Here is a 25,666-nt window from a genome sequence, read left to right as displayed (position 1 = left end):
AGGACTTTTTCCATGTCATCGTAGAAATCCTGCCAGTCCTGCCGGGGCAGGAGGGAAGCGTCCACAACAAGGTATCCGGCCTTTTCTGCCTGAGAGCACCGGTCTTCAAGGCGGCACATGTCGGGATACTCCACATCCCAGAGTTCCCTGCATCGGTCAGAAGGGGTGTCCGTGAGCCAGACCGCATCACTGATAAAGAGATGGCCTTCCGGAATAAGAAATTTCTTCCATGCTGCAAGTGCCTTTTCAACCCCCATGATGTAGGCGGCTCCCTCGCACCAGATGAGATCAAAGCTTTGGTCTTCAAAGGGCAGACTCAGCATGGAGGCCACAAGGGGCTGGATGCGGTGGGCTAAATTTTTTTCCGCACACTTTGTCTTGAGGGCATCGAGAAAGGGCTGATGGTTGTCCACCGCTGTAATCCGGGCCTCACTTGCCCCGGCAAGGGTGAGGGCGGTATCGCCTTTGCCGCAGCCGATTTCAAGGATACGGCGGATGGCAGACGGGTTTTTGATTTTCCGGAAAGCGCCGAGGGTGCTCTGCGTACTGCCGGGGCCCTGACGTTTCATGGTTTCAAACACCCTGAAAAAATCTTCCATATACACCTCATGGTTTTCGATGTTTCGTGAAATACAACGGATATGCGTTGCGGTTGTTTCGGAAAAGCCCAGGGCCTGAAGCCATTTCAGGTGGGCCTGGGGAGACTGTTTTTCAAAGGTCGCGTGCCAGAGTTTCAGAGGATTATTTCCCGGTCTCTCGGGCGGAGCCTTTCCTTCCGCCCTGTGGCAGAGGGCGCGCAGCACACTTCCCGCCGTCTCCAGGTGGAGAATTTCCCTTTCAATGACAAGGAGCTGCTCCCGGAGCATGGCGGCGTCCATTTTTCCTTCGAGGCAGCGCTGGCACTGGGCCAGGGAAAAGCCCGCCCTCTGGAGGCAGCGGAGGGTGACAAGGCGTTCCAGATCGCTTTCCGAATAGAGGCGGTAGCCGTTTTTTTCGTCCCGTGCCGGTGAAACCAGACCGATTCTCTGGTAATAGAGCAGGGTGGAGCGGGCAATGCCCAGACGGCGGGTGATGTCCGATACATGATACATGAAAGGCTTCTCCTTATACGGTCTGGAGGCAAGGCTAGCCCATGAACCTTTAGACAGGTCAAGGAAAAAAAGCTAAGGTGGAAAGGTTTTTTTCAGGCGGATTCTCCGGTATGGGAAGGGAGGCAGCGTGCGAATATTCTTTTTGGGCTTGTTGGGAGGCATCATGGTTCTGACGGGTATGGCCGGGGGGGCAGGGGCTTCGGAAAAGGCCGGTAGAACCGGCCCCCTTGCGCGTTTTGAGGGAGGCGTCCTGTACCAGTCCGGGAAGGTGCCGGTTGTGGATCTGCACGGCTCCTTCCGGCAGATGGGGCGGCAGTACGGAGCGCTTCTTTCAAAAGAACTGAAGGCTTTGTACCAGGAGGCTGTTGAAACCTATTTCATGAAGGAAAAGGGCCTTTCCGAAGCCGTCATGGATGAGATGGCAGAAGCCCTTTTCCGGTTCTATCCCCGCCGTTTCAAAGACATTCTGGAAGGCATGGCCGAAACATCGGGGCTTTCTTTGAAGCAACATCTGCGGCTCAACGCCATGGAATATTTTGGCGTGATAACGGGCTGTTCCGGGATTTTCGTCTGGGGAGCGCACACAGCGGGCGGGCCTCTGGTGGCGGGCCGGAACTACGACTGGTTTGATTCCTACACGGGTTTTGCCCAAAAGCTGGCCGTGAGCGTCTGGCATCCGGACTCCGGCATTCCTGCGGCCATGGTCACCTTTGCGGGGGTGATGTACATGACCACAGGCATGAATGCGGACGGTCTTTTTCTGGAGCTGAACAACGGCCTGCCCTCGGGCGGTGGCCTGACCTTTACCAACCGCATTCCCGCCATCGTCAATCTGATGGCTTTTCTTATGGATTACGCCACCCTGGGGGAGCTGGACGCGGCCTTTCAGAGTACCCGGCCGGAGTTCGCCTTTATTATCAACGTGGCGGACAGCCGCGAGGCCTTTGCCTACGAGTGGGCACCCTTTGATCTCCGGCGCAGGGCTGCGGACCGGGAAGGGCTGCTGGTGGCCACCAACCATTTTGCCGATCCTTCCTGGGGACTGATGCTTCAGGCGAACACGGGCTTTGAATCACCCCTCAGGCGGGAAAATCTTCTGGGTCTGGGGGAGAAGATGAAGGGCGGGCTTAACGCGGAAAGCATGAAGGCGCTTCTGGACATCCCCATGGATAAGGGCGGAGCCACCTGGCCCCAGGAGGGCAGTATCCGTACCGTGTATCAGGTGGTGGCCGTACCGGGAGAACGCCTGCTCTGGGTGAAGGTGCCGGGATATCAGGACTGGACGGATGTGGATCTTAAGGATCTTTTTTGAACATAAGGAAAGGAAAAGAGGGCAATGAAAAAATGGGGTGTGGCGCTGATGCTGGCGGCTTCTTTGGTCATGATGGCTGGGGCAGGCCTTGCGGATACGAAAAAGGTGAGGATCGGCATTTCCAAGATTGTGGCCCATCCGGCCCTGGATGCCCTGGAAAAGGGGGTGCAGGACGGGGTGCGGGAAAGTTGGCCGGAGGCTGTTTTTGATTTGCAGAATGCCAACGGCGATCTCTCCACCGCCGCTTCCATTGCCCAGAAGTTCAAGGCCCAGCAGGTGGATCTTGCCGTAGGCATTGCCACCCCAACGGCCCAGGCCCTGGTGAATCTTCTGAAGGATCAGCCGGTGATCTATTGTGCCGTCACGGATCCTGTGGATGCCGGGCTTGTGGATTCCTACGACAAGGGCGGAGCCAATGTGACGGGATATTCGGACATGACCCCCGTGGCGGAGCAGATTGATTTTCTTCTGCGCATCAAGCCTGTCAAAAGGCTGGGCCACATCTATGCCAGCGGAGAATCCAATGCCGTGCGCCTTGCCCAGATCGCCCGTAAGGTCTGTGAGGAAAGGGGCATTGAGTTTGTGGAAAGCACGGTGGCGAGCAGTGCTGAGGTGAAGCAGGCCATCCAGACCATCATCCGCCGGGTGGACGGGGTGTATCTCAGCAATGACAACACGGTGTTCGCGGCCCTGCCTGCGGTGTCCGAGGTGTGCATGCGCCATAAAATCCCCCTGGTGACGGCAGATCCCAGTTCCGCGCGGGACATCCCGGTTCTGGCGGCCTGGGGCTTTGATTATTACCGCATGGGAGTGGCCACGGGCCGTCTGGCGGCGGAAGTGCTTTCCGGAAAACCCACGGCGGAGATTCCCACGCGCTACATGACAGAAGCTGCGGACATGGATCTTCTGGTGAATCTGGATGTGGCAGGGCAGCTTGGCCTCACGATTCCTGCGGATCTTCTGGAAAAGGCCAATGCCCGCATTGAAAACGGCACACTTACAGAGGTTCGCTAGGCCATGGTTGAAGGTATTTTTGTGGAGGGGCTGATTTACGGCATCATGGCTCTGGGCGTGTTTTTCACCTTCAGGATCCTGAATTTTCCGGATCTGACGGTGGACGGCTCCTTTCCCCTGGGCGCTGCGGTCATGGCGGCCTGTATTACCAGCGGAGCCGGGATTTTCTGGGGTCTGACCCTGGCCCTTGTTTCCGGTTGGCTGGCAGGTGCGGTTACGGCGGAGATTCACAATCGTCTGCGGGTGCCCCATCTGCTGGCGGGTATTCTCACCATGACCATGCTGTATTCCATCAATATCCGCATCATGGGCAACCGGGCGAACCTGCCTCTGGTGCGCAGCGAAACCCTGATGACCCTGGTTACCCAGGCCTTTCCCGGTCTCGACCCGGCCTGGGTGCTGCTGGGCTTTTTCATTGTGCTGGTGCTGGGCATCAAGGTGCTTCTGGATCTTTTTTTTCTCACGGACATGGGGCTTGTGTTCGGGGCGCTGGGCAACAACGAGCAGATGGTGCTGGCCGCAGGGGTGAACCCCGCCACCTACAAGGTGATCGGCGTGGGCATTTCCAACGCCCTTGTGGCCTTTTCCGGGGCGCTGGCCGCCCAGTATCAGGGTTTTTCCGACGTGAACCTGGGCCTTGGCATGGTGGTGTTTGGTCTGGCGGCGGTGATGATCGGCGAGTTTCTCATTCCCTCCAACCGCATCTGGGTGCTTACCCTGAGGGTGGTGCTGGGGGCCATTCTCTACAAGGCCATTCTGTATTTTGGCCGGTATTACGGCTATGCCATCCACATGACCCCCAGTGACCTCAAGCTCATTTCCGGCCTTCTCATCATTTTTGCCCTTGTGCTGACCCGAAGGGGGAAAAAGGGCAGGGGAGGGCTTTTTTCATGATACGTCTTGAAGGTATCGACAAAACCTTTCATCCGGGAACCCCGGATGCCCATACGGTGTTTCAGGGCCTGAATCTGGAGGTGGGGGAAGGGGAGTTTGTCACGGTGATCGGCTCCAACGGAGCTGGAAAATCCACCCTTCTCAATCTCATTTCCGGAAAGATCTTTGCGGACGCGGGCCGGGTTTTCATCAACGGGAGAGACATGACAAAGCTTCCCGAATACCGGCGCGCCCAGTATGTAGGCAGGATTTTCCAGGATCCCCTCGCAGGCACGGCGGCCACCATGACGGTGGAGGACAATCTTATGATTGCTGCCAAAAAGGGATTCCGGGGGCTTCGCATCAGCCTGAATAAAAAACAGCGGGAAACTTTCCGGAACCATCTTGCCCATCTGGACATGGGCCTTGAAGACAGGATGAAGGACAATGTGGGGCTTCTTTCCGGAGGCCAGCGTCAGGCCCTCACCCTGCTGATGATGGTGCTGTCAAGGCCGCCCCTTATCCTTCTGGATGAGCACACCGCAGCCCTCGACCCCAGAAACGCCGGGAGGGTGATGGATCTCACCCGGATTTTTGTGGAAGATTATGGCTTTACCACCCTCATGGTGACCCACAATATGGCCCATGCCATCCGTTACGGGAGCAGGCTTCTCATGATGGACAGGGGCCGCATCGTGCTGGATGTGGGAGGAGAGGAAAAGGCGGGGCTTACGGTGGAGGGGCTGGTGAAGCGCTTCAGCGAGCTTGGGGCCACGGCTTCCGATGCCCTGCTCCTGACGCGGGGAGGGGCCTAGACTTTGCCTGCATTGAGCGGCGTTTCCCCCGGAGCCTGCGTCATTTACTGAGCGATTTCAGCCATCGGGTTGATAAGTGCATCTGTTTTATGAATGACAGCAAGAGTCCGATTCTTGTTTTTGAACAGTATGGAAAAGACCGCGATGTTGTGCATGAAGAGTACTATGAGCTTTTGATTCGGGAGGCCGCGCAATGAATATCAGGAAAAAAAGTATCCCTTCTCCCGAAGGACAGCAGCAGCTGGAAGCGCTCCGTACGGCTGTGGAAAAGGCGCTGGAGAAAAAGCGGCGGCTGGGCCAGTATGCGGTTTTCTGGGAAAATGGCAGGCCGGTTTTCGTGGGCGAAGATGCGCCCCGGACAGAAGGGGAGGCAGACCCCCCGGCCGCTCAGGATGTAAGGCCCTGAAGCGGATGTAAGGCTTTTTTTGCAGCCGGCGCTTTTCCTGAGGAAGTCTGTTCCCTCAGGGCATCCTTGACCCGGTTTTCCGCATAGCTGAGGGTCTGCTCCATTTTCCAGGCCGCATAGTCTTCGTCCCCTGCGGACAGGGCGGCGAGAAGTTCCCTGTGGTTTTGCAGGGCCGTTTCCGCGGCTCCGGGAAGTCCGTAGAAAAAAAGGCTGTAATGCCGGTACGCCGGTTTGAAGGAATTGAAGAGAAGCTGGGCCACCATGTTGTCCGTCATGGCGACAATGCCCGCATGAAAGGAAAAATCCGCCTCCGCCAGGGTCTGTACCCAGGCCGGAGGCGTTTTACTATCAAAAAGGGAAAGGGGCTGACGGGGCATTGCTTCCGCGGCCCCTTTTTTTTCCGTTTCCTTCCCTTGCGCAAGGGAGGCCTCTGTTTCCTTCAGCAGGGTTTGTAAGTGCAGAAGCCCGGTACGATCCGGATTCCTTGCCGCCTTGCGGACAATGAAAATCGCAGCCAGACGCCGGAATTCCAGCAGGGACAGGAGGGTGTCCGTATCCAGCCCCCCTTCGGTCTGCATGAGGTGGATGAGCAGATCCAGGGAGGCCTCGCTTTTGAAGGGCCGCACATAGATGCCGCTCTGGGGCTGTTTTTCCACAAGGCCGAGCTGCACCAGCCGGGAAATGGCATCCCGGATGGTGACGCGGCTGACCCCATGCATCTCCCCCAGCACCCTTTCCGATGGAAGACGGGTCTTTTCCGGATAAATCCCTGAAAGAATGTCCCTTTGCAGGGCCTTGAAAACAATGTCCGCGCGTCTGTCTGTCATGTGAAGCCTCCCTCTGGAAAGCCTTGTAGCAGAATTTTTGGTTTTTGCATCGGCGTTTCAGCGGCTTTCCTTATTTTGGAAATACCAAAAATCAAAAACAACTTGATTTTAGCTTTTTAAAAGCATAATTGGTATTACCAAAAACCTTTTTCCTGGGAGGCCCCATGACAGAAAACCCATCCAGAATTCCTCTTTCTCCAGCCTCAGACTGTCCCCAGCCCTTTACCATGGAGGAGACCGCCCTTGCGGCGATCCGCAGAACCCTCATGGAAAGCCCGTGCAGTATCTGCCTTGAAAGGCCAAAGCTCATGCTGCGGGCAAGGTTTTCCGGGCTTTTTTCCAGAAAACCCCATCCCCTGGTGCGGCGTGCGGAGACGCTGGCCTTTATTCTGGGGGAAAGAAAGGCCCGGATCTATCCGGAAGAAGCCATTGCCGGGAACATGAGCTCCAAAAGGATCGCAGCCAATTACTATCCGGAGGGCGGTTCCTCCCACATTCTGGAAGATCTTTTCCGCCTTGAAAAACGGCCCGTGCCCCTGAAGCTGTCCTTTTCCGAAAAGGCCTTTCTGCTGGGGATGGCAGGCATCACCTTCACCTGGAGCACGGGATGGAAGGCCTTTGGACGTCTTTCCCGCATCTCCACCCTCTGGACGCGGGTTCTGGGCGCACGCAGTACGATTCTCACGGAAATTGCAGGGGTTTCCCACCAGATTCCGGACTATGGCCTTGTGGTGACAAAGGGCCTTCACACCGTGGATGCACGGGCCCGGAAAATTCTGGAGGAAGGCCGAACGCCGGAGGGGCTGGTGCTGGATGCGGATCAGCGGGCCTTTTACCAGTCCGTGCGCATTCTTCTGGGAGGCATCCGGAAGATGGCGGCCAATCTGGAGCGGGAAGCCCTCCGTCTTGCGGAAAGTGCGGAAGGCCCGGAAAAGGCGCGGCTTTCAGGGCTGGCCACAAGCCTTGCCCAGGTGCCCTGGCATCCGGCCCGAACCCTTCAGGAGGGGCTTCAGGCCTGCTGGCTCGTCCATGTGGCCCTCAATCTGGAGGACTACGAGCAGGGGCTTTCCTTTGGCAGGCTGGATCAGATTCTTTTTCCCCTTTTTGAAAAGGACATGGCCGAAGGCCGTCTGGACAGGGAAAACGCCGTCCGGCTCATCGCCTCTTTTCAGCTCAAGGCCTGCGAGACCATTCCCCTTTTTTCCCGGAGGATGGATGCCTACTTCAGCGGCAACACCGTGGGGCAGGGGATTACCCTGGGCGGTACGGACAGCGAGGGCAGGGATGCGACCCGGCTTCTTTCCGGTCTGTTTCTGGATGCTTTTTTTAAGATCCGCACGAGGGAACCGAACCTCCATGTGCGGATCCACGGGAGCACACCGGCATGGTTTCTTGAAAAATGCACCGCCCTCATTGGCGCTGGCTGCGGTAATCCCGCCTTTTTCGGGGATGCCGCTGTGGTGAAGGCCCTCACGGGGGCGGGCATGTCTCTCGCCCATGCGCGGGACTACGGGGTGATCGGCTGCGTGGAGCTGGGAAGCCCCGGCAGGACCTACCATTCTTCGGATGCAGGGCTGTTCAGTCTGCCCGCCTGTCTGGAGCTGGCCCTCAACGCTGGCAGGCCCTTTGGCCGGTCTCTGTTTGCCTCCTGGGCCGTGAAGACCCCGCTGCCCGAGACCCTGGAAAGCCTTGAGGATCTGCTCTGCGCCTTCACCCGTCAGGTGGAGGCCATGGTGGCGGATGCGGTGCGGCAGACGGCCCTTCTGGAAAGGGCGAACCGGATGCATCGTTCCGCTCCCCTCAATTCCCTGCTCACCTCAGGATGCATGGAAAAGGGACGGGATGTGACCTGGGGCGGGGCGTTTTATGATTTTACGTCCTATCAGGCCGTGGGCCTTGCGGATGTGGCGGATGCCCTCAGCGCCATCCGCCAGGTGGTGTTCACGGAAAAAAGCCTTGGCCTTGCCGGGCTTGTGGACATTCTGAAGCGGGATTTCAGGGGAGAAGAGGCCCTGCGCCTGCGCCTTGCCACCCGCTGCCTGAAATACGGCAATGGGGATCCCGAAGCCGATGCCATGTTTCAGCGTGTGGCGGATATTTTCAGCACTGCGGTGACACGCCACCGAAACAGCCGGGGCGGAACCTTCCTTGCGGGCATGTATTCCATGACCTGCCATACGGCCTTTGGCCGATGGACAGGCGCCTCGGCTTCGGGCCGCAGGGCGGGCCAGCCCCTGGCCAACGGATTTTCCCCCGCCACAGGGGCCGACCGTATGGGCCCCACGGCCCTTCTGCGCTCTGCCGCCTCGCTGGATACCTCGGCCTGGGCCAACGGCGGGGCCCTCAATCTCCGGCTGGGAACCTCCTTTGTGAAGGGCGCTGCCGGGGAAAAACTGCTGGCGGGTCTGCTGCGCTCCTATCTTGTCACCCAGGGCGGAATGCAGGTGCAGCTTAATGTGCTGGATGCCGAAACCCTGCTGGAGGCCAGGCGTCATCCGGAGCGTTACCCCGGCCTTCTGGTGCGTATTGCGGGGTACTGCGCCTATTTTCAGGATCTGGCTCCGGAAGTGCAGGATGAGGTCATTGAACGAACCCTCCACGGAAAGGGGGCCGCATGAAGACGCCCTTAGTGTTTTCGGTGCAGCATGGCTGCATCCACGACGGCCCCGGCATCCGCACCACCCTTTTTTTCAAGGGCTGCCCCCTGCGCTGTGTCTGGTGCCAGAACCCCGAATCCTGGAAGCCTGAGGCGGAAATCGCCTTCCGGCCCCACCGCTGTATTGGCTGCGGACAGTGCAGGGCGGTCTGCCCCGAAGGCCTTCTCCTTCCGGAAAGGCGGGGTACGGCAGCCTGCACCTCCTGCATGGCCTGTGTGCGGGTTTGTCCGTCAGAGGCCCTCATCCTTGTGGGTGAAGCCCGTTCGGAAGCGGAGCTTCTCGCCTGTCTGCGTCCTGAATATCCCAATTTTGAGGCAACGGGCGGCGGGGTGACCTTTTCCGGAGGGGAGGCCGGGCTTTTTCCCGGCTTTCTTGCGGGCCTTGCGGGACGTCTCAGGGAAGAAGGCGTTCATCTGGCCATGGAAAGCTGCGGCATGTACGACAGCAGGCATCCTGCCATGCAGGATCTGATGGGGCATCTGGATCTTCTGCTCTTTGACGTGAAAGTCCACGACAGTGCTTTGCATAAACACTGGTGCGGTACGGCCAGTGAGCCGGTCAGGGCCAGCCTGAAAGAAGCGGCCGGGGCCATGGCTTCAGGAAAGGGGCCCTGGGTCTGGCCACGGCTTCCCCTGGTTCCGGGGGCCACCGATGACGCGGAGAATCTCAAGGCCTGGGCGCTTTTTCTTGAAGGTCTGGGCATCCGCTGGCTCACCCTTCTGCCCTACCACGATCATGGTGTCAGCAAGCGAAGCTGGTTTGAGAGTATGTCCCAGCCGCCCCAGACCTTCCGGACGCCGGATGCCGCAGATCTCAGGCGGGCCGCATCCCTGTTTGAAGCCCGTGGAATCCGGGTGTACGGGCCGGGAGAGGAGGATTTTCAGGGGATGGCGCTTTCGGGCTAAGAAATTGCAATCCGGGGCGGGGTATGGTAATGCATTTTTCGCACCAATGACGGCGAAAAGCCTTCCTATAACCCTGAAATCATTCGAGGCGGAAGATGAGCACCCATACCATAATCTATACGGAAGTCGATGAAGCTCCGGCTCTGGCCACCTACTCCCTGCTTCCCATCCTTCAGGCTTATACCGCCTGGTCCGGGATGGTGATGGAAAAGAGGGATATTTCCCTTGCGGGCCGCATCATCGCCGCTTTTCCGGAAAGCCTGACCCCTGAACAGCGCCAGTCCGATGATCTGGCCGAGCTGGGCCAGCTCTGCCAGCAGCCCCACGCCAACATCATCAAGCTTCCCAACATCAGCGCCTCCATTCCCCAGCTCAAAGACGCCATCGCAGAGTTGCAGGGTCAGGGCTACGCCCTTCCCGATTACCCGGATCAGCCCGTCACCGAGGCGGAAAAAGACATTCAGGCCCGGTACGCCAGAGTTCTGGGCAGTGCCGTGAATCCGGTGCTCCGCGAGGGCAACTCCGACCGCAGGGCTCCGGCGGCGGTGAAACGTTTCGGACAGAAAAACCCCCACCGCCTGATGAAGCCCTGGCCCTCAGAGTCCAGATCCCGGGTGGCCCATATGGATGGGGGTGATTTCTACGGCAGCGAAAAATCCATGACCTTTGCCAAAGACAGCCGGGTGCGGATTGAATTTGTGGGCGCGGACGGTCAGGCCCAGGTGCTGAAGAAGGAGCTTTCCCTTCTGGCGGGTGAGGTGGTGGATACGGCTGTGATGAACGTCGCGAGACTGAGAGCCTTTTTTGCCGCCCAGATTGCTGCGGCCCGCGAAGAGGGGCTGCTGTTTTCCCTGCACCTCAAGGCCACCATGATGAAAATCTCGGATCCTGTCATGTTCGGCCACTGCGTCGCGGTTTATTATGAGGATGTCCTGACCCGCCACGCTGAAATCCTCCAATCCCTTGGGGCGAATGTCAACAACGGCTTTGCCGATATCGAAGCCCGTCTGGAAAAACTGCCCGAGGCGGAAAGGGAAGCCATCAAGGCCGATATCGCGGCCTGCTACCGCAAGAGCTGCGGGCTTGCCATGGTGGATTCCCGCCATGGGATTACCAATCTTCACGTTCCCAACAACATCATTGTGGACGCCTCCATGCCGGTGGTTATCCGGGACGGCGGCCGCATGTGGGGGGCGGATGATGAACTCCATGACACCATTGCCGCCATTCCGGACCGCTGCTACGCCACCATCTACCAGAAGGTGGTGGAAGACTGCCAGAAGAACGGGGCCTTTGATCCGGCCACCATGGGGACAGTGGCCAACGTGGGGCTGATGGCCCAGAAGGCCGAGGAATACGGCTCCCACGACAAGACCTTTATCGCGCCGGGGCCGGGCAGTATCCGTCTTGTGGCCGAAGACGGGGCGATCCTGCTGGAGCAGACGGTGGAAACGGGCGATATTTTCCGCAGCTGCCAGACCAAGGACGCGCCGATCCAGGACTGGGTGAAACTGGCCGTGACCCGCGCCCGCGCAGCCGGAACCCCGGCGGTTTTCTGGCTGGATGAAAATCGCGCCCATGACCGGGAACTGATGGCCAAAGTGAAAAAATACCTTTCAGATCACGATACCACGGGGCTGGATATCCGCATCCTGAGTCCTGTGGCGGCCATGGGCTTCAGTCTGGAGCGTATCCGCAAGGGTGAGGACACCATTTCCGTTACCGGCAATGTGCTCAGGGATTATCTCACCGATCTTTTCCCCATCCTTGAAATCGGCACCAGTGCGAAAATGCTTTCCATCGTACCGCTGATGCAGGGTGGCGGGCTTTTTGAAACCGGTGCTGGCGGATCTGCGCCCAAGCATGTGGAGCAGTTTCTTCGGGAAGGGCATCTGCGCTGGGATTCTTTAGGCGAATTCTGCGCCCTGGTACCCTCCTTTGAGCATATTGCCCGAACTTCCGGCAGCGAAAAGGCCCGCCTCATCGCCGAAACCCTGGATCAGGCCATTGGAAAATTCCTTGAAAAGGGGAAGTCCCCCTCCCGCAAGGTGGGCGAGCTGGACACACGGGGAAGCCATTTTTATCTGGCCCTCTACTGGGCCGAAAGCCTTGCGGCTCAGAAAGAAGATGCGGCGCTGGCAGGACGTTTTGCGGGTGTTGCCAGAGATCTTCTGGAGAACGAGGAAAAGATTGTGGCTGAGCTGAAGGCGGCCCAGGGCAGGCCTGTGGACATCGGCGGCTATTTCCATCCGGATAGGGTAAAAACCGCAGCAGCCATGCGGCCCAGCGCTACCCTGAATGCCATTATCGACGCCATCTGATGCTTTCGTGATGTAAACGTGCTTTCCTGCGGACGGGGTGACCCGTCCGCAGCGTCAGGTTGCATCGCAGATAAGGGGAGGTGTTGGGCCTTTTGGGTCGGCCTGTAGCGGTCTGTCTCAAGAACATGGCAGTTACACCCCCCTTTTTTCTTTCAAGGCAGTCAGCCGGAGGACAGGCCATGGCAGACTTTCTTGCCCTTCAGATTGAACCCAGCACTTTCTGCACCCTGCGTTGTCCTACCTGTCCCAGGACGGCTTTCCGGGATCAGTGGATGAACCGGCACTTTCCCATGGAGGCGTTTCACCGCATCCTTCCTCTGGCCCAGCGGGCCTCACTCGTTTTGCTCCAGGGCTGGGGCGAGCCCCTCTGTCACCCGGAAATTCACCACATGGTACAGGCCATCACAGAACTTGGTGTCCGCTGTACCCTGACGACCAACGGCTGCCTCCTGGATGAAGAAAGGGGGGAGGCCCTGCTTCAGGCTGGCCTCACCCACATGACCGTCTCCATCAGCGGATCAAGCCAGAAAAGCCATGGTGCCCTTCGGCCGCCCTCAGACCTTTACGCCCTCATGGAAAGGATCGTTCGTTTCCGGAGGCTGGCGGAAGAAATGCATAAGCCCCTGCACATCACTCTGAGCTTTCTCCAGCAGGCTGCCAATATCCACGAGCTGCCCGGTGTTCTGGCCCTCGCCCGTCGTTATGGGCTTGGACATTGTCTCGCCATCAACGCCAGCTATCTGCCCACTCCGCAGCATGCAGACCAGCAGGTACAGCCCGGAATCCGCCATGGATGGGCTTCCATCCGCGCACTCTGGACGTCCATCCGGACAGGTCTTGCCTATATTCCTGCAGGGGTACACCGTGAAGAAAGGGCCGTCTGCGACAACGATCCCATTCACTGTTTCACCATTGGTTCTGACGGCAGTTTCAGTCCCTGTATCTTTCTCCAGCTTCCCTTGAAAAGGACAGACCTTCCCCACCCGCCTACCCTCATTACAGGCTCACTCTTTGAAGAGGATTTCGATACTGTCTGGCAAAAGCATCCATGGCGGGATTTCCGCGAAACCTTTGAAAGACGAAAGGCTTTCCAGGAAGTCCTTTATGCCGATATGGCCACCTGCAGCGAGGGGCGTCGCAGGCTGATGGAGGCACCGGGAATTCTTTGCCGTTTTTTTGAAAAAAACCCTGCACCGCCCGTATGCCGGGATTGTGCCAAACTTTATGGTCTGTGATTGAGAGCGAAAGGCAGGGAAAGGGGAAGGCCCTGTCTTTCTCTTTTTGTTTTATCCGTAGTGCGTCCACACACGAATGGCCTGCATGGCTGTTTCTTCATTCAGAATCTGCCAGACAATTCTGCTGATCGGGCGGGAGGGTTGTGAAAGCCACCCCGCCCGATCTTAAAAAATCCCCTCCTGCAACGTCTCTTTTTGCGGCGGAAGCTTGTTTAAGCGTCGTACCTGTTGCTTTTCACCCAGATCTTCATTTTGTCGGCTTCCCGGATGAGTTCTTCCCTGAAATCAGGGTGGGCGATACCGATGAGGGCTTCGGCCCGCTGCCAGGTGGATTTTCCCTTGAGCATGACAATGCCGTATTCCGTGGCCACATAGTGGGTGATGGATCTCGGGACGGTGACAATGGCGCCGGGTTGCAGGGTGGGAACAATCCGCGACTTGAGGGTGCCGTCCTTGTCCGTGTAGGTGGAGGTGAGGGCGATGATCCCCTTGCCTCCTTTGGAGTTGAAGGCCCCGAAGATGAAGTCGAACTGGCCTCCTGTGCCGGAAATCTGCCTGTAGCCCGAAGATTCGGAGCAGACCTGGGAAAAGAGATCCACTTCCACGGCGTTGTTGATGGCCGTCACTTTGGGGTTCAGAGCCACAATCCTCGGATCATTGATGTAGTTCACCGGACAGGAGGCGCATCCCGGATTCATGTGCAGGAAATCGTAGAGTTTTTGGGTGCCCATGGCAAAGGTGTAGGCCATTTTGAAATGATCGATGCTTTTGTTTCTTCCCGTTACCCGGCCGGACTCATAGAGATCCACACAGGCATCCACCAGCATTTCCGTATGGATGCCGATGTCCTTCAGGTCGCTTTCGGCGATGAGCTGGCCGATGAGATTGGGCAGGCCGCCGATGCCGAGCTGAAGGGTGGCGCCGTCCTCGATTTCCTTCAGGATATGGCCTGCAATCTGGCGATCCACGTCTTTGGGCGGGACGGGGGGAACCTCAGTGAGGGGGAAATTGCTTCCCTCCACAATGATATCCACATTGGAGACATGGATGGATTCAAAGTTGCCGCCCAGGCAGTAGGGCACGTTTTCGTTGATTTCAACGATGATTTTTTTGGCCTTGCTCAGGTTGGCCCCTGTGATGGAGTTGGCAAGTCCGTAGTTGAGATAGCCGTTTCTGTCCATGGGCGCTGTGGTGATGAAGGCCACGTCCGGCTCAATATATTTGCGGATGAATCTCGGTGCCTGATGGTAGGTGATGGGGATATAGTTGCAGAGGTTTTTGTCGTGGAGCTTTCTGGAGATGCCACTGAAATGATAATCCGAAACAAGGGCGTGCTGTCTCAGGGGATCTTTTTCGATCACTTTGGGAAGCTGGGTGAAGCAGAGCCCCCGGATCTCGACATTTTTCAGCTCTTCAATCCGGTTGGCCAGGGCCGCGTCCAGGCTTCGGGGGAACAGGACAAATTCTCCGTAGAAAACCTGATCCCCGGACTGCACCACCTTGACGGCGTTTTCCGCTGTGCTCAGTTTGGATCTGTATTCCTGAATGAAATTGAGGGCCATGCTGTCTTCCTTTTTTTGAAGGTTCTAAGGGGGCTGCCTGTCCGGATATGGAAGGTGGAATGGCAGGGCTGCTCCCATTGGGGCAACCCGGTCCGGAACAGGTCTGCGTCGTTGTTTCTGGTATGCAGGAATCTCGGTTCCGCTTTTCTACCCGTTGGAAAGTCACTAGCGGTTTTGGGGGAGATAGTTCAAGGGCCGGGCTTTTTTCCGTTTCGGGCTGTAAGGGGGCTTTTGTAGTGAAAAGGGCGTGGTTCCTGGGGATGGGGACAAAGGGGAGAAGAAAAAAATACGGTTTCTGAAGAGAGGAGGGCCGGTTTTTTGTGAAGGTTTTCACCTGTTTTCAGAAGAGAACACCGGCTCTTCAGGCGGATTGTGGCTCTGATGCCGCCTTACAGGCTGAGGCATGGGAAAGATGGCAGAGGTATCCTTGTGATCCGCTTTCGGTCAGGTTTTTCCCGAGACTTGTCAAACGGGGAGAATCCCTATAGGCTTGATGCATTTTTCAGCCCATGGGGCCTGTAACAAACCCGATCCTGGAGCAGGGAATGCCTCTCACCCCACCCTTGGCCATATACAGGCGTTTTTTTTTCACCGTACTGGCATGGATCTTTCCCTTCCTTCTGCTGCTGCATCCGGGGTTTACGTCCGCCGAACTTCCGGGTTCCGAAGAAAGGCCCTTCTGGACGCAGAAGAGCTGTTACAGGGAAGGTGATCTGGTGTTTGCCGTCGGGCTTTCCATGGGCAGACAGACCCTGGAGCAGGCCCGTAAGGAATCCTTTCAGGCAGCCCTGTGGGAACTCTCCAACTACGCCCAGATCCGGGATACCAGCCTTTTTCTGGTTGAAACCCAGATGACCTATGAGGAGCAGAATCCGGATGGCAGCTATTCCGTATGGAGGCTGGTCAAGATTCCCTTTGCCATGGTTGCCAAAGCCCGGGAGCTTTTGATCCGGAACACGCCTTCCACCCGGAATACGGTTCATGAGATTCAGAAACTGGAAAAAGAGGACAGGGAAGACCTTGCGGATGCCCTGAGGCGTACCCTGCTTCAGGGAGAAGACGTTTCCGCACCACCTGAAAAATCCGCCCCTGCGGACAGAACCTTCCCTTCAGCCCGGATTCATCACCAGAAAGACCGCTACGCTCTGGATGAGGGAATCGTCTTCACCCTGGAAGCCAGTGATGATACCCGGCTTCAGAGTGTTCATTTTACCATCGGGAATTCCGGATTCCGGAAATCCTGGTTTCCGGATGCGCAGCGGATGGACAGCCAGTTTTCCCTGCCCGCAGCAGAGCTGGGAGCAGGAAAAAAGGTGTATACCCTTACGGCAACGGACAGCACCGGCAATACATCCCAGAAGAACGGGGTTTTTTACATTGATGACCGCCTGCATGAGGAACTTTACGAAATTCTGTCTCGAGATCTGAACTGAAAAGGAGGAAGGTATATGAAAATACGACGGTTTCTGTATGTGGCTGCTGCCCTGTTCTCTCTGCCCCTTGCAACGCTTCAGGCGTCAGAACCCGTGGGAATGGTGACCGGCTCAAAGGCCGGAACCTATATTCAGTTCGGAAGGGATATTGCCAGGGTCACGGCCCGATACGGACTGGCCATTCAGGTCAAGGAATCCGAAGGCTCCCTGAACAATATTGAGCGTATGAACAGCAAGGAAAACGCCGCCTTCGGTATTGTGCAGTCCGATGTTCTTGGCATTCTCAAGACCAATCAGCCTGAGGTGGCAAGACATCTCCGGATGGTGTATCCGCTTTACAACGAGGAAGTGCATATTCTGGCCCGGAAGCAGATTCGGAGTTTTGCCGATCTTCAGGGAAAACGGGTGGCTACGGGAACCAAAGGAAGCGGCAACTGGCTGACACTTGCCAATCTGCTGCACACCATGGGCGTAAAACCTTCCGAAAGAGTCACGGATTTAAAACCCCTCGATGCATTGATCGCGGTTCTGGAAGGAAAAATTGACGCCATGATCTATGTCTCAGGCAAACCGGTCAGCCTGTTTGAAAAATTGCAGCAGCTGCGGGAAAATCCACGCTTCAGTCGTCTGATTCAGGAGGTGCATTTTGTGCCCCTCAGAGAGCCGGAAATGCTTAAGAGCTATTATGTGCCTTCCGAGATCGGCCCTTCCGATTACCCGTGGCTTTCCGCCACCGTCCCCACCATTGCCGTCAAGGCTCTTCTGGTCAGCTTTGATTTTTCCCGCCAGAACACACCCTATTACCAGAACCGGTGCAAAAGCCTGAAAACCATGGCCCAGGCAATCCGTGAAAATCTCCCCGATCTTCGGCAGAATGGCCACGAAAAATGGCGCAGCGTTGACCTTAACGCCTCCGTCGGTCAGTGGCAGCGGGATGTCTGTGCCCATCCCCGGAGTACGGGGGCGGAATCCGGGGAACTTTACGATGCCCTTCAGCATCTTTTCAGGGATTGAGGACGGGCTGTTTCCCGGTTTTTGCGCGCATGAAGCACACCATCACGATACCACGCGGCGGATGCCTGACCTGTCCGCCGCAGGAAGGAAGGGGCTGTTATGGAAAAAATACTTCTGGCCGGAGCAACGGGGTATCTGGGAGGCTACATTGCGGAGGAACTCCGGAAGCAGGGATATTTTTGCCGTACCCTTGTCCGGAATCCGGACAGGCTCAGAAAAAAGCATCTTGAACCGGATGAGGTGTTTGAGGCGGCACTGACGGATCGGGAGGCCATCCGTCAATGCTGCGAGGGAATGGATGCCGTTATTTCAACCGTTGGCATTACGCGGCAGAAGGACGGCCTTCGCTATATGGATGTGGACTACCGGGCCAACCTGAACCTCCTGGAAGAGGCCATGGAAAGCGGGGTCAGAAAATTTATCTATGTCTCCGTGCTGCATGGGGAAAGACTGCGCCACCTGAAGATCTGTCAGGCCAAGGAGCGGTTTGTGGATCAGCTCAAAGCATCGGGTCTGGACTACTGCGTTCTCCGTCCCAATGGTTTTTTTTCGGACATGAGGGATTTTTTTACCATGGCGGTAAGGGGCAGGGTTTATCTTTTTGGGGACGGAGAGCAGAAAATCAATCCCATTCACGGAGAGGATCTGGCGCGGCTGTGTGTGGACTGCCTGCACGGAAGGGAAAAGGAAATGGCGGTGGGGGGGCCGGAAGTGCTCTCCCACAACGCCATTGCGCGGATCGCCTTTGAAACGCTGGGGCAGGAACCCCGGATTTGCTACATCCCGGAATGGCTGAGGGCCGGAACTTTGAAAGTGGCAGGGCTTTTTGACCGAAGCCGCTGGTACGGGCCGCTCGAATTTTTTCTCACTATCCTGACAATGGACATGCAGGCGCCCCCCTGTGGACATCACAGGCTGAAGGAATACTTTTCCAGGCTACAGGATCAGCTTCCTTTTTCTTGAGGCGTCCTTCTTTTTTTTCGATTTTGAGGTTTTACTCTTTCCTTTTCGTTTTCAGGATGTTCCTTTTTCTTTTCGGTTTGAGGCCTTACGCTTTTCTTCTCGTTTTCAGGATGTTCCTTTTTCTTTTCGGTTTGAGGTCTTACGCTTTTCTTTTCGTTTTCAGGATGTTCCTTTTTCTTTTCACTCTGAGGTCTTCCCCTCTTCCTGATGCTCAGGTCATTTTCCGACTGTTCCTGAAGAAATTCCACGAAAGCCCCCTCTCCCGCAACAGCACCCTGCTGGGTTGCCATCCGTATCAGATCAAGATTCTCAGGGTCTTCTTCGGTTTTAAAAAGCCTTCTGTACGCCCGCTGCCGATTTTGAGGCGTCTTGCCGAGCAGGAGATATTCTTCATGGAAGGACAGGACAGGATCCGGCAGACCGAGGGCATTGCCTCCGTAACTGCTCCATCTGTATGCTTCCGGAGAGGCGACCATGCCGATACGCACGGGATTCATTTCAATATACCGCATGCAGGTGAGAAAATACTCTTCCGTCTGCACAAGGCAGGATTTGAAACGGCCCTCCCACAGGCCACCGCTGCGACCGTAAACCCGGTTGATATAGGGAACATAGCTACGGCCAATATCCTGCATCATGCGGCTCAGGGCGGGTGCCGAAGGTGCGGAAACCAGCAGATGGATATGGTTGGTCATCAGGCAGTAGGCATGGATATCCACCCCTCTTTTTGCCGCACAGAATCCCAGCCGTTCCCGGTAATAGATGCGATCCTCATCGGAAAAAAAGACAGGATTGCGGGAAAGACCACGCTGGATCAGGTGCAGAGGGATACCCGGAATGTAAATTCTGGGGCGTCTTGGCATTTTATCTCCTTTTAAAGGGGTCAGACCCATTTGGGTTCTCTTCACAATGAAGAGAGGGCAGATTTCCAGATCATTTTTTTCATGCCCTTACATGTAGGGCTGCAAAAGGTGTTTTGTCAACAGGAAAAGGGGTCGGATCCATTTTTTCAAAACAGTCCTCAACCGGATGTGGTTTTCTGATCTCATCCATATTGCATACGGACAAATTCTGCGGGGATGTTCTTTCCTCTTTTTTTTCCTTTGTCCTCCTGTTACCTTTCCTTCATAAAAAAGAAAAGGCGTCCTCCTTCCTTTTTACCTGCTTGCGGTGCCTGCTTCCAGCTGCTGCGCAATCCGAGCCTCCCATCAACTGAATCATTTCCAGGAATCCCAAGGAGATATCCATGAAGCGCAGCCTTATACGCAGCACCGGCCGCTATCTGCCACCCCGTCTCATCACCAATGACTATCTCAGCCGCTTCATGGATACAACGGATGAATGGATTCAGCAGCGAACGGGAATTCAGCAGCGTTACTGGATTCCGGAAGAAGGGGGGATGGGGGCTTCGGATCTGGCCCTTGAGGCCTCGCGCATTGCCCTTGATCGTGCAGGATGGAAAGCCGAAGATCTTGACATGATTATTTTTGCAACCTTGAGTCCGGATATTTTTGTACCGGGATCCGGGTGCCTGCTTCAGGCCAAGCTGGGACTGGATACAACCCCGGCACTGGATATCCGCCAGCAGTGTACGGGGTTTATTTACGGCCTTGTTACCGCCGATTCCTTCATCAAAACCGGTGTTGCCAACCGTGTTCTGGTGGTGGGGGCCGAAGTGCAGAGCTCCGGTCTTGACATCAGCACCCGGGGCAGAGATATGGCAATTCTTTTCGGGGATGGTGCAGGTGTTGCCTGTGTGGAAGGGGTGGAGACGGATCAGGATATCGGTATTCTTGCCACAGCCCTGCATGCCCAGGGCCGTCATGCCTCAAGCCTGATGCTGGAAGCCCCCACATCCAGATACACGGAACGCATTAATGCAGAAATGATGGCGCAGGGCCGTCATTACCCCACCATGGAAGGAAAGTCCGTTTTCAAACATGCCGTACGCCGCCTGCCGGAAGTGACCCGGGAAGTATTGAAAAAGGCCGGACTGGGTCTCGATGACATTGATCTGATCATTCCCCATCAGGCCAATCTTCGCATCAACCAGTTTTATCAGAAAACGCTGGGGGTTCCCGATGAAAAAATGTTTCATAATATCATGCGCTACGGCAATACAACGGCGGGCAGTATTCCCATTGCCATGGATGAAGCCATAGAGCTGGGAAGGCTTGATACCCAAAAGGATACCCTCCTGCTTGCGGCCCTGGGCGCAGGCCTTACCTGGGCGGGTCTTGTGTACCGTTTTGGTTCAGACGAAACGTGAACGGTTCCCCCGTGGAGAAAGGGGGCATGGATTGTGATTCAGGGAGGAAGCCATGAAACACCATGGAAGATATGCAGTTCTCACAGAGGCTTTTCGATGTGTCTTCATGCTGATACTCATGGGACTTGTGATTCCTGTCGTCCATGGCGCCGAGGCCAAGCCGACCAAAAACGTCCTGATTCTTTTTCCCACGAATTCACTCAGGCCGGTTTATCTGCAAGTCAGTCAGGTCTATACACGAGTCTTTCAGGGTGCTGAAGATATGAACATCAATATACTTAGCGAATCTCTGGAACTTTCCCGCTTTACAACACCGGAAGATAAAGTGCTGCTGCGCCAGTTTCTTCAGGAGCGGTATAGGGCGATTCAGTTCGATCTCATTATTACCCATGAAGCCTTGTCATTGGACTATTACAAAGAGTACCTTGCCGATATTTTCGGTGATACACCACTTCTCGTTGGGTGGCTTTCTCCAGAGCGACTTCAATCGGAATCCTTACCCGCCCATGTAAGCGGTGTTCTTCGAGATGTGGAAGGGGCCTGTCAGCAGACTCTGGAACTGATACCGCAGCTTCAGCCCGATGTAACAGAGATTTATGTGCTTGTCGGAGAGGGGGCAGGGGATCGTGCTTGGGAACGGGATTTTCGTATTGCTCTCAAACGCTCCTCTTTTCCTGAAAAGGTAGCGGTACAATTCCTGAAAGGGCTTTCCCTTGAAGACTATGGCAACAGGCTCTCACAGCTTCCGCCGACGGCGGCGGTATTCTACATTTCCATATTTGTTGATTCCAAAAAGAAGAGCTATGTGCCCGGTGCAGCATTGGCATATCTGCACAAGGTTACCGCAGTTCCCCTGTACGGTGCCATGAGCCCCTATCTGTATCTGTATCATGGTATCATCGGGGGCGCTTTGGTAAATTATAACGACCTCGCCCAGGATCTTGCGGAAAAGGGTCTGAAGATTCTGAGGGGAGCGGCGCCACACTCCATTCCGCTCGAGGTCGTTCAAAACCGGTATGCCTTTGATTGGCGGGAACTCAAGCGATTCGGGATCGATGAAAAACGCCTTCCTGCCGGTGCAGAAGTGGTACAGAGAAGCTACACGTTCTGGGAACTCTATGGCCTGTACGTTATGATTGCAGCTCTTGTCATAGCCTTGCAGAGCCTCTTACTGATGATTGTGGCAAGAAGTCGTCGCAATCTCCGAAAGACGAAAACAGCATTGCAGGAGAGTCTGACAACTTTCCAGAAGCTCTTTGATCAGTCCGCCGATGCCATTCTCTTAATCGATAAAAATCGAGTCTTTGTGGAATGCAATCAGGCCGCCCTTGATCTGCTCAGGATGACTCGGGAGGAGTTTCTTCATCGACCTCCTGTCATGATCTCGCCGGAATTTCAACCAGATGGCAAAAGATCCGATACGGCGGCCCAGGATATGATGGATCAGGCCTATGCCAAAGGGCTGCACCGGTTCGACTGGACCTGTATCAATTCGGAAGGGAATGAATTCATTCTTGACGTCGCATTGATGCCGATTGAAATCCAGGGGGAAACATTTCTTTATACAACCTGGCGGGACATTACCGGGCGCAGACAGGCGGAAGAAATCACCAGGGTAAGTCTTTTGCTCATACAATATGCCCAAAATCATTCCGTTGAAGAATTACTCCAAAAACAGCTCGATGAACTGGAGAGCCTGACGCAAAGTTCCATTGGTTTCTATCATTTTGTAAGTGAGGACGAAAACAGCATTGAGCTTAAAGTATGGTCAACCCGTACGGGCAAAGAATTCTGTAAAATTAAGGGGCTTGAAGGTCATCATTATCCCGTAAAAATGGCAGGCGTCTGGGCGGACAGTCTCAGGGAAAAGCGTCCGATCATCCATAATGATTACAAATCTCTGGAAAATCGCAGGGGTCTTCCGGAAGGACATGCTGAAATATTGAGGGAACTGGTCGTCCCCGTCATAAGAGCCAGCAGGGTGGTCGCCCTTTTGGGTGTGGGAAATAAGCCCACGGAGTATTCCCAAAAGGATGTGGAATTTGTCGCCCACTTTGCAGAATTCACCTGGGATATCGTTGCCAAAAAAATTGCAGAAGAAGAAATTCGAAGATTTAAAACCATTGCCGATGCAGCTGTGTATGGCAAGGCGATAGCAAAGCCTGATGGAAAACTGGTTTATGTGAATAAGCGCTTTGCACAGATTCACGGATATCAGCCAGAGGAACTGATTGGCCTGCATCTTTCTGTATTCCACAGTGAAGAGCAACGGCACACTGTTCAGGAAACGGTTGCCCAAATGCTCGAAGACGGATATTTCGAGCCTATGGAGATTTGGCATATCAGTCGTGAGGGAAGAGAATTCCCAATGCTTATGAGTGGTATCGTTCTGAGAGATAAAAAAGGGAGTGCGGAATATCTTGCCGTATCTGCCATTGATATCACTGAACGCAAGCTGATGGAGAAAAATCTCCAGATTGAAAGGAATAATTTTGAAGTCATTTTTGAGTCCAGTCCCATTGCTGTTCTGATTCTTGATGATTCCAACCGGATTCTGCGTGCGAACAAAGCCGCCATTGATTTGTGTGGAGGAGATGAAGCCGGGGTGCTTCATCACCGGCCGTGCAATGCCTTGCAGTGCACACACAGTTTCGAAACCGGATGCGGCCATGAGCACGCCTGTCCGCTTCGCCCTGTTCGCACAGGAATTGAAAATCCAACGCCTGAAACGTGTGGCCGGCCAGATGACACCGAAATCAAACTCACCGTCATACGGAAAAAGAAAGAACAAAAGGTCTGGCTGGAGGTCAGTGTGGCGGAAATGCTCCTTGATAACAGGCGGGCTTTTATTGTTTTACTGGATGATATCACGGATAAAAAAACATATGAGGAACAACTGCTCCAATCCCAAAAGATGGAGGCCGTTGGTCAGCTTGCCGGAGGCGTGGCCCACGATTTCAATAATATGCTCGGAGTTATTTTGGGCTATGTGGAGATGGCCGAGGAGCAGCTCAAACCGACCGAAGCCCTGCATGCCAGTCTGGAGGAAATCCGTAAGGCCGCGAACCGTTCCGCCGACCTGACGCGGCAACTTCTGGCCTTCGCCCGCAAGCAGACCGTGGCTCCGAAGGTACTCGACCTCAACGGAACCGTGGAGGACATGCTCAAGATGCTCCGGCGCCTCATTGGTGAGGACATGGATCTGGCCTGGCGGCCGGGGAGCAGGCCCGGATCTGTTTTCATGGATCCCTCGCAGATGGATCAGATACTGGCGAACCTCTGTGTCAACGCGCGGGACGCCATTTCCGGCACGGGCAAGATCACCATCGAGACGGACAATGTCTCCTTTGATGAGGCCTACTGCGCCGACCATGCCGGTTTTGTACCGGGGGATTTCGTGATGCTGGCTGTGAGCGACAACGGCTGCGGCATGGATGCCAAAACCATCGATCATCTGTTCGAGCCCTTCTTCACCACCAAAGAGATGGGCAAGGGCACCGGCCTGGGGCTGGCCACGGTGTATGGTGTGGTCAAGCAGAACAAGGGGTTTATCAACGTGTACAGCGAGCCGGGGCAGGGAACGACTTTCAAGATCTACCTTCCGTGTCACGAAGCCAGGGCAGATCGGCCGAAGGAGAAGCGTCCCGATCTGCTGACCGGGCGTGGCCATGAAACGGTCCTGCTGGTGGAAGATGAGGCGGCGATTCTGAAAATGACAAGCATGATACTGGGGAGAATGGGATATGCCGTGATTGGAGCCAGTACCCCGGGCGAGGCCATCCGCCTGGCCAAGGGGCACCCCGGCACCATCCACTTGCTCATGACCGACGTTATCATGCCCGAGATGAACGGCCGGGATCTGGCAGAGCACCTGCTCTCCGTATGTCCCGGCATGAAGTGCCTGTTTATGTCCGGTTACACATCCAGTGTGATCACCCACCACGGTATTCTGGACGAAGGCGTTCACTTCATTCAGAAACCGTTCTCCCTGAAGGATCTGGCGGCCAAGGTGCGGGAGGTGCTGGATCGGAATCAGACTCCAACCGGTCAGCAGTAAGTAAGACATAATTCCACAGACTGCACCACCAGAACGCCTGGAACCCACGCACCTGACGTCGTGGTGTACGGGTTCCAGGATCGCGGGAAATGCAGCATTCAGTGCATGGTTCAAAGTGTATGCTATGGACTTTGTGGGACATAGCCTCTGCATGCAGGGTAGTTTTTACAGCCCCATAATTTTTTGCCAGCATGAGGCCCGGATTTTACTGTCCGAAGAATAGTTTCTCCACCGCATTTTGGACATGCCGGGTATGTCTGGTCTGTGGTAACAGGGGATGCCTTGTCTGCCGTATCTGGTATTGATGTCGAGACCCTGGAAGGGTCTCGTTTTGATGGTTGCAGTGGTTTTTTTATGGCTGTCAGAGAGGGACTGACGGCTACCGGTTTGTTTGGTATCGGAGTTTGGGTTGCGGCAGTGTTTTTGGGATTGAGAACTGCATTGATGGCAGTTCTGATATCCTGAACTGTATAGCTTGATTTTACTTTGAATTGTATAAGCGGTAAGCCCGCTGCCTGACATGCCTCTTCAACAAAGTTGTCTCTGGTTTTTCTTTGGGTTTGTTGGTGAGAGGCATCATTCAGTTCGATGGCGCAGCTGATTTTGAGGTTTTCTTGTAACTACTCCAAAAGTCCGGGCATTGGTAAAAGAAGCTAAACATTCTCAGCCTGATCTGATAAAGCAAGAAGCATGTTAACACACGACGCCATAATCAAATCACTATCGGCCTCTGATCTCGAAAACCCCACGATCATGCTTTTGATCGAGATCATTCGCAATCAGCAGGAAGAAATCTCCCGGCTCAAAGATGAAATTGCCCGACTGAAGGGGCAGCCCCCGAGGCCGAAGCTCCGTCCGTCGATCCTCGAAGGAAATCAATCCGGAAAACCGGGACAGACCCCATCCAAATCG

At 55.4% G+C, this 25,666-nt stretch carries 20 protein-coding genes and 1 pseudogene; 16 read left to right on the top strand and 5 right to left on the bottom strand.

Annotated features, from left to right (window positions below; genetic code table 11):
• On the bottom strand, positions 1–1,091 hold a 1,091-nt coding region (locus BR04_RS09455; protein ID WP_496355756.1), incomplete at its 3' end, for a MerR family transcriptional regulator.
• Positions 1,092–1,218: 127 nt separating this feature from the next.
• Here BR04_RS09455 and BR04_RS09450 point away from each other — a divergent pair.
• The 5 genes from BR04_RS09450 (at position 1,219) to BR04_RS09430 (ending at position 5,511) form a co-directional block, all read left to right on the top strand.
• Complete coding sequence (locus BR04_RS09450) at positions 1,219–2,403, top strand: C45 family autoproteolytic acyltransferase/hydrolase (RefSeq protein ID WP_496355755.1); 1,185 nt, start codon at positions 1,219–1,221, stop codon at positions 2,401–2,403.
• Between the two features lie 24 nt (positions 2,404–2,427).
• Entirely contained in the window at positions 2,428–3,417 is a 990-nt protein-coding gene (locus BR04_RS09445; RefSeq protein ID WP_496355754.1) for an ABC transporter substrate-binding protein, read from the top strand.
• A gap of 3 nt (positions 3,418–3,420) precedes the next feature.
• Entirely contained in the window at positions 3,421–4,311 is an 891-nt protein-coding gene (locus BR04_RS09440) for an ABC transporter permease (RefSeq protein ID WP_496355753.1), read from the top strand.
• On the top strand, positions 4,308–5,105 hold the full coding sequence (locus BR04_RS09435) for an ABC transporter ATP-binding protein (RefSeq protein WP_496355752.1): 798 nt from the start codon (positions 4,308–4,310) through the stop codon (positions 5,103–5,105). The genes BR04_RS09440 and BR04_RS09435 overlap by 4 nt, the downstream gene beginning before the upstream one ends.
• Before the next feature lie 193 nt (positions 5,106–5,298).
• Positions 5,299–5,511 carry a hypothetical protein gene (locus BR04_RS09430; RefSeq protein ID WP_496355751.1) on the top strand — a complete coding sequence of 71 codons (213 nt, stop codon included), beginning with the start codon at positions 5,299–5,301 and terminating at the stop codon, positions 5,509–5,511.
• Here the strand turns inward: BR04_RS09430 and BR04_RS09425 are convergent.
• Positions 5,493–6,338, bottom strand: a complete 846-nt coding sequence (locus tag BR04_RS09425; protein ID WP_496355750.1) for a FadR/GntR family transcriptional regulator — start codon at positions 6,336–6,338, stop codon at positions 5,493–5,495. The two genes, BR04_RS09430 and BR04_RS09425, sit on opposite strands and share 19 nt — an antisense overlap.
• Positions 6,339–6,502: 164 nt before the next feature.
• Between BR04_RS09425 and BR04_RS09420 the strand changes: the two genes are divergently transcribed.
• The 4 genes from BR04_RS09420 to BR04_RS09405 all read left to right on the top strand — a co-directional run bounded on the left by BR04_RS09420 (position 6,503) and on the right by BR04_RS09405 (position 13,456).
• On the top strand, positions 6,503–8,956 hold the full coding sequence (locus BR04_RS09420; protein ID WP_496355749.1) for a pyruvate formate lyase family protein: 2,454 nt from the start codon (positions 6,503–6,505) through the stop codon (positions 8,954–8,956).
• Positions 8,953–9,900, top strand: coding sequence for a glycyl-radical enzyme activating protein (locus BR04_RS09415; protein ID WP_496355748.1), 948 nt, complete (start codon positions 8,953–8,955; stop codon positions 9,898–9,900). The genes BR04_RS09420 and BR04_RS09415 overlap by 4 nt, the downstream gene beginning before the upstream one ends.
• Before the next feature lie 95 nt (positions 9,901–9,995).
• Positions 9,996–12,221 carry an NADP-dependent isocitrate dehydrogenase gene (locus BR04_RS09410; protein ID WP_496355747.1) on the top strand — a complete coding sequence of 742 codons (2,226 nt, stop codon included), beginning with the start codon at positions 9,996–9,998 and terminating at the stop codon, positions 12,219–12,221.
• Between the two features lie 179 nt (positions 12,222–12,400).
• Entirely contained in the window at positions 12,401–13,456 is a 1,056-nt protein-coding gene (locus tag BR04_RS09405; protein WP_496355746.1) for a radical SAM protein, read from the top strand.
• A 212-nt stretch (positions 13,457–13,668) separates the two neighbouring features.
• Here the strand turns inward: BR04_RS09405 and BR04_RS09400 are convergent, their stop codons facing one another.
• Positions 13,669–15,018: an acetyl-CoA hydrolase/transferase family protein gene (locus tag BR04_RS09400; RefSeq protein ID WP_496355745.1), complete on the bottom strand. Its 1,350-nt coding sequence runs from the start codon at positions 15,016–15,018 to the stop codon at positions 13,669–13,671.
• Between the two features lie 545 nt (positions 15,019–15,563).
• Here BR04_RS09400 and BR04_RS09395 point away from each other — a divergent pair.
• The 3 genes from BR04_RS09395 (at position 15,564) to BR04_RS09385 (ending at position 18,428) form a co-directional block, all read left to right on the top strand.
• Positions 15,564–16,451 carry a hypothetical protein gene (locus BR04_RS09395; RefSeq protein WP_496355744.1) on the top strand — a complete coding sequence of 296 codons (888 nt, stop codon included), beginning with the start codon at positions 15,564–15,566 and terminating at the stop codon, positions 16,449–16,451.
• A 15-nt stretch (positions 16,452–16,466) separates the two neighbouring features.
• Positions 16,467–17,465 carry a TAXI family TRAP transporter solute-binding subunit gene (locus BR04_RS09390; protein WP_496355743.1) on the top strand — a complete coding sequence of 333 codons (999 nt, stop codon included), beginning with the start codon at positions 16,467–16,469 and terminating at the stop codon, positions 17,463–17,465.
• A gap of 99 nt (positions 17,466–17,564) precedes the next feature.
• On the top strand, positions 17,565–18,428 hold the full coding sequence (locus BR04_RS09385; protein ID WP_496355742.1) for an SDR family oxidoreductase: 864 nt from the start codon (positions 17,565–17,567) through the stop codon (positions 18,426–18,428).
• On the opposite strand, the gene BR04_RS09380 is transcribed toward BR04_RS09385, so the two are convergent.
• Complete coding sequence (locus BR04_RS09380; protein ID WP_496355741.1) at positions 18,410–19,291, bottom strand: transposase; 882 nt, start codon at positions 19,289–19,291, stop codon at positions 18,410–18,412. The genes BR04_RS09385 and BR04_RS09380 overlap by 19 nt on opposite strands.
• A gap of 383 nt (positions 19,292–19,674) precedes the next feature.
• Between BR04_RS09380 and BR04_RS09375 the strand changes: the two genes are divergently transcribed.
• From BR04_RS09375 to BR04_RS09365, 3 genes are all read left to right on the top strand, one after another.
• The gene (locus tag BR04_RS09375) at positions 19,675–20,697 is read left to right on the top strand and encodes a 3-oxoacyl-ACP synthase III family protein (RefSeq protein ID WP_496355740.1); all 1,023 of its coding nucleotides are present in this window, start codon (positions 19,675–19,677) and stop codon (positions 20,695–20,697) included.
• Positions 20,698–20,749: 52 nt separating this feature from the next.
• Positions 20,750–24,754 carry a PAS domain S-box protein gene (locus BR04_RS09370; RefSeq protein WP_496355739.1) on the top strand — a complete coding sequence of 1,335 codons (4,005 nt, stop codon included), beginning with the start codon at positions 20,750–20,752 and terminating at the stop codon, positions 24,752–24,754.
• A gap of 282 nt (positions 24,755–25,036) precedes the next feature.
• A complete protein-coding gene (locus tag BR04_RS09365) occupies positions 25,037–25,219 on the top strand; it encodes a hypothetical protein (protein WP_496355738.1) in 183 nt (60 codons plus the stop codon).
• A 32-nt stretch (positions 25,220–25,251) separates the two neighbouring features.
• Here the strand turns inward: BR04_RS09365 and BR04_RS09360 are convergent.
• Positions 25,252–25,338: pseudogene (locus BR04_RS09360) on the bottom strand (DUF2726 domain-containing protein); the annotation flags it as partial.
• Positions 25,339–25,444: 106 nt separating this feature from the next.
• Here BR04_RS09360 and BR04_RS09355 point away from each other — a divergent pair.
• Positions 25,445–25,666: hypothetical protein (locus tag BR04_RS09355; protein ID WP_496355737.1), on the top strand; the 222-nt coding region annotated here is incomplete at its 3' end.

The organism is Desulfobotulus sapovorans DSM 2055, assembly GCF_059569355.1.
The sequence above is the reverse complement of the archived record's forward strand: the minus strand, read 5'-3'. Positions and strand labels throughout refer to the sequence as shown.

Excerpts from the sequence above, each read along its gene's own strand:
- BR04_RS09380 (WP_496355741.1), bottom strand. The coding sequence starts at position 19,291 with ATGCCAAGACGCCCCAGAATTTACATTCCGGGTATCCCTCTGCACCTG.
- BR04_RS09385 (WP_496355742.1), top strand. The coding sequence starts at position 17,565 with ATGGAAAAAATACTTCTGGCCGGAGCAACGGGGTATCTGGGAGGCTAC.
- BR04_RS09445 (WP_496355754.1), top strand. The coding sequence starts at position 2,428 with ATGAAAAAATGGGGTGTGGCGCTGATGCTGGCGGCTTCTTTGGTCATG.
- BR04_RS09430 (WP_496355751.1), top strand. The coding sequence starts at position 5,299 with ATGAATATCAGGAAAAAAAGTATCCCTTCTCCCGAAGGACAGCAGCAG.
- BR04_RS09375 (WP_496355740.1), top strand. The coding sequence starts at position 19,675 with ATGAAGCGCAGCCTTATACGCAGCACCGGCCGCTATCTGCCACCCCGT.
- BR04_RS09390 (WP_496355743.1), top strand. The coding sequence starts at position 16,467 with ATGAAAATACGACGGTTTCTGTATGTGGCTGCTGCCCTGTTCTCTCTG.
- BR04_RS09440 (WP_496355753.1), top strand. The coding sequence starts at position 3,421 with ATGGTTGAAGGTATTTTTGTGGAGGGGCTGATTTACGGCATCATGGCT.
- BR04_RS09370 (WP_496355739.1), top strand. The coding sequence starts at position 20,750 with ATGAAACACCATGGAAGATATGCAGTTCTCACAGAGGCTTTTCGATGT.
- BR04_RS09410 (WP_496355747.1), top strand. The coding sequence starts at position 9,996 with ATGAGCACCCATACCATAATCTATACGGAAGTCGATGAAGCTCCGGCT.
- BR04_RS09420 (WP_496355749.1), top strand. The coding sequence starts at position 6,503 with ATGACAGAAAACCCATCCAGAATTCCTCTTTCTCCAGCCTCAGACTGT.
- BR04_RS09400 (WP_496355745.1), bottom strand. The coding sequence starts at position 15,018 with ATGGCCCTCAATTTCATTCAGGAATACAGATCCAAACTGAGCACAGCG.
- BR04_RS09435 (WP_496355752.1), top strand. The coding sequence starts at position 4,308 with ATGATACGTCTTGAAGGTATCGACAAAACCTTTCATCCGGGAACCCCG.
- BR04_RS09405 (WP_496355746.1), top strand. The coding sequence starts at position 12,401 with ATGGCAGACTTTCTTGCCCTTCAGATTGAACCCAGCACTTTCTGCACC.
- BR04_RS09395 (WP_496355744.1), top strand. The coding sequence starts at position 15,564 with ATGCCTCTCACCCCACCCTTGGCCATATACAGGCGTTTTTTTTTCACC.
- BR04_RS09425 (WP_496355750.1), bottom strand. The coding sequence starts at position 6,338 with ATGACAGACAGACGCGCGGACATTGTTTTCAAGGCCCTGCAAAGGGAC.
- BR04_RS09415 (WP_496355748.1), top strand. The coding sequence starts at position 8,953 with ATGAAGACGCCCTTAGTGTTTTCGGTGCAGCATGGCTGCATCCACGAC.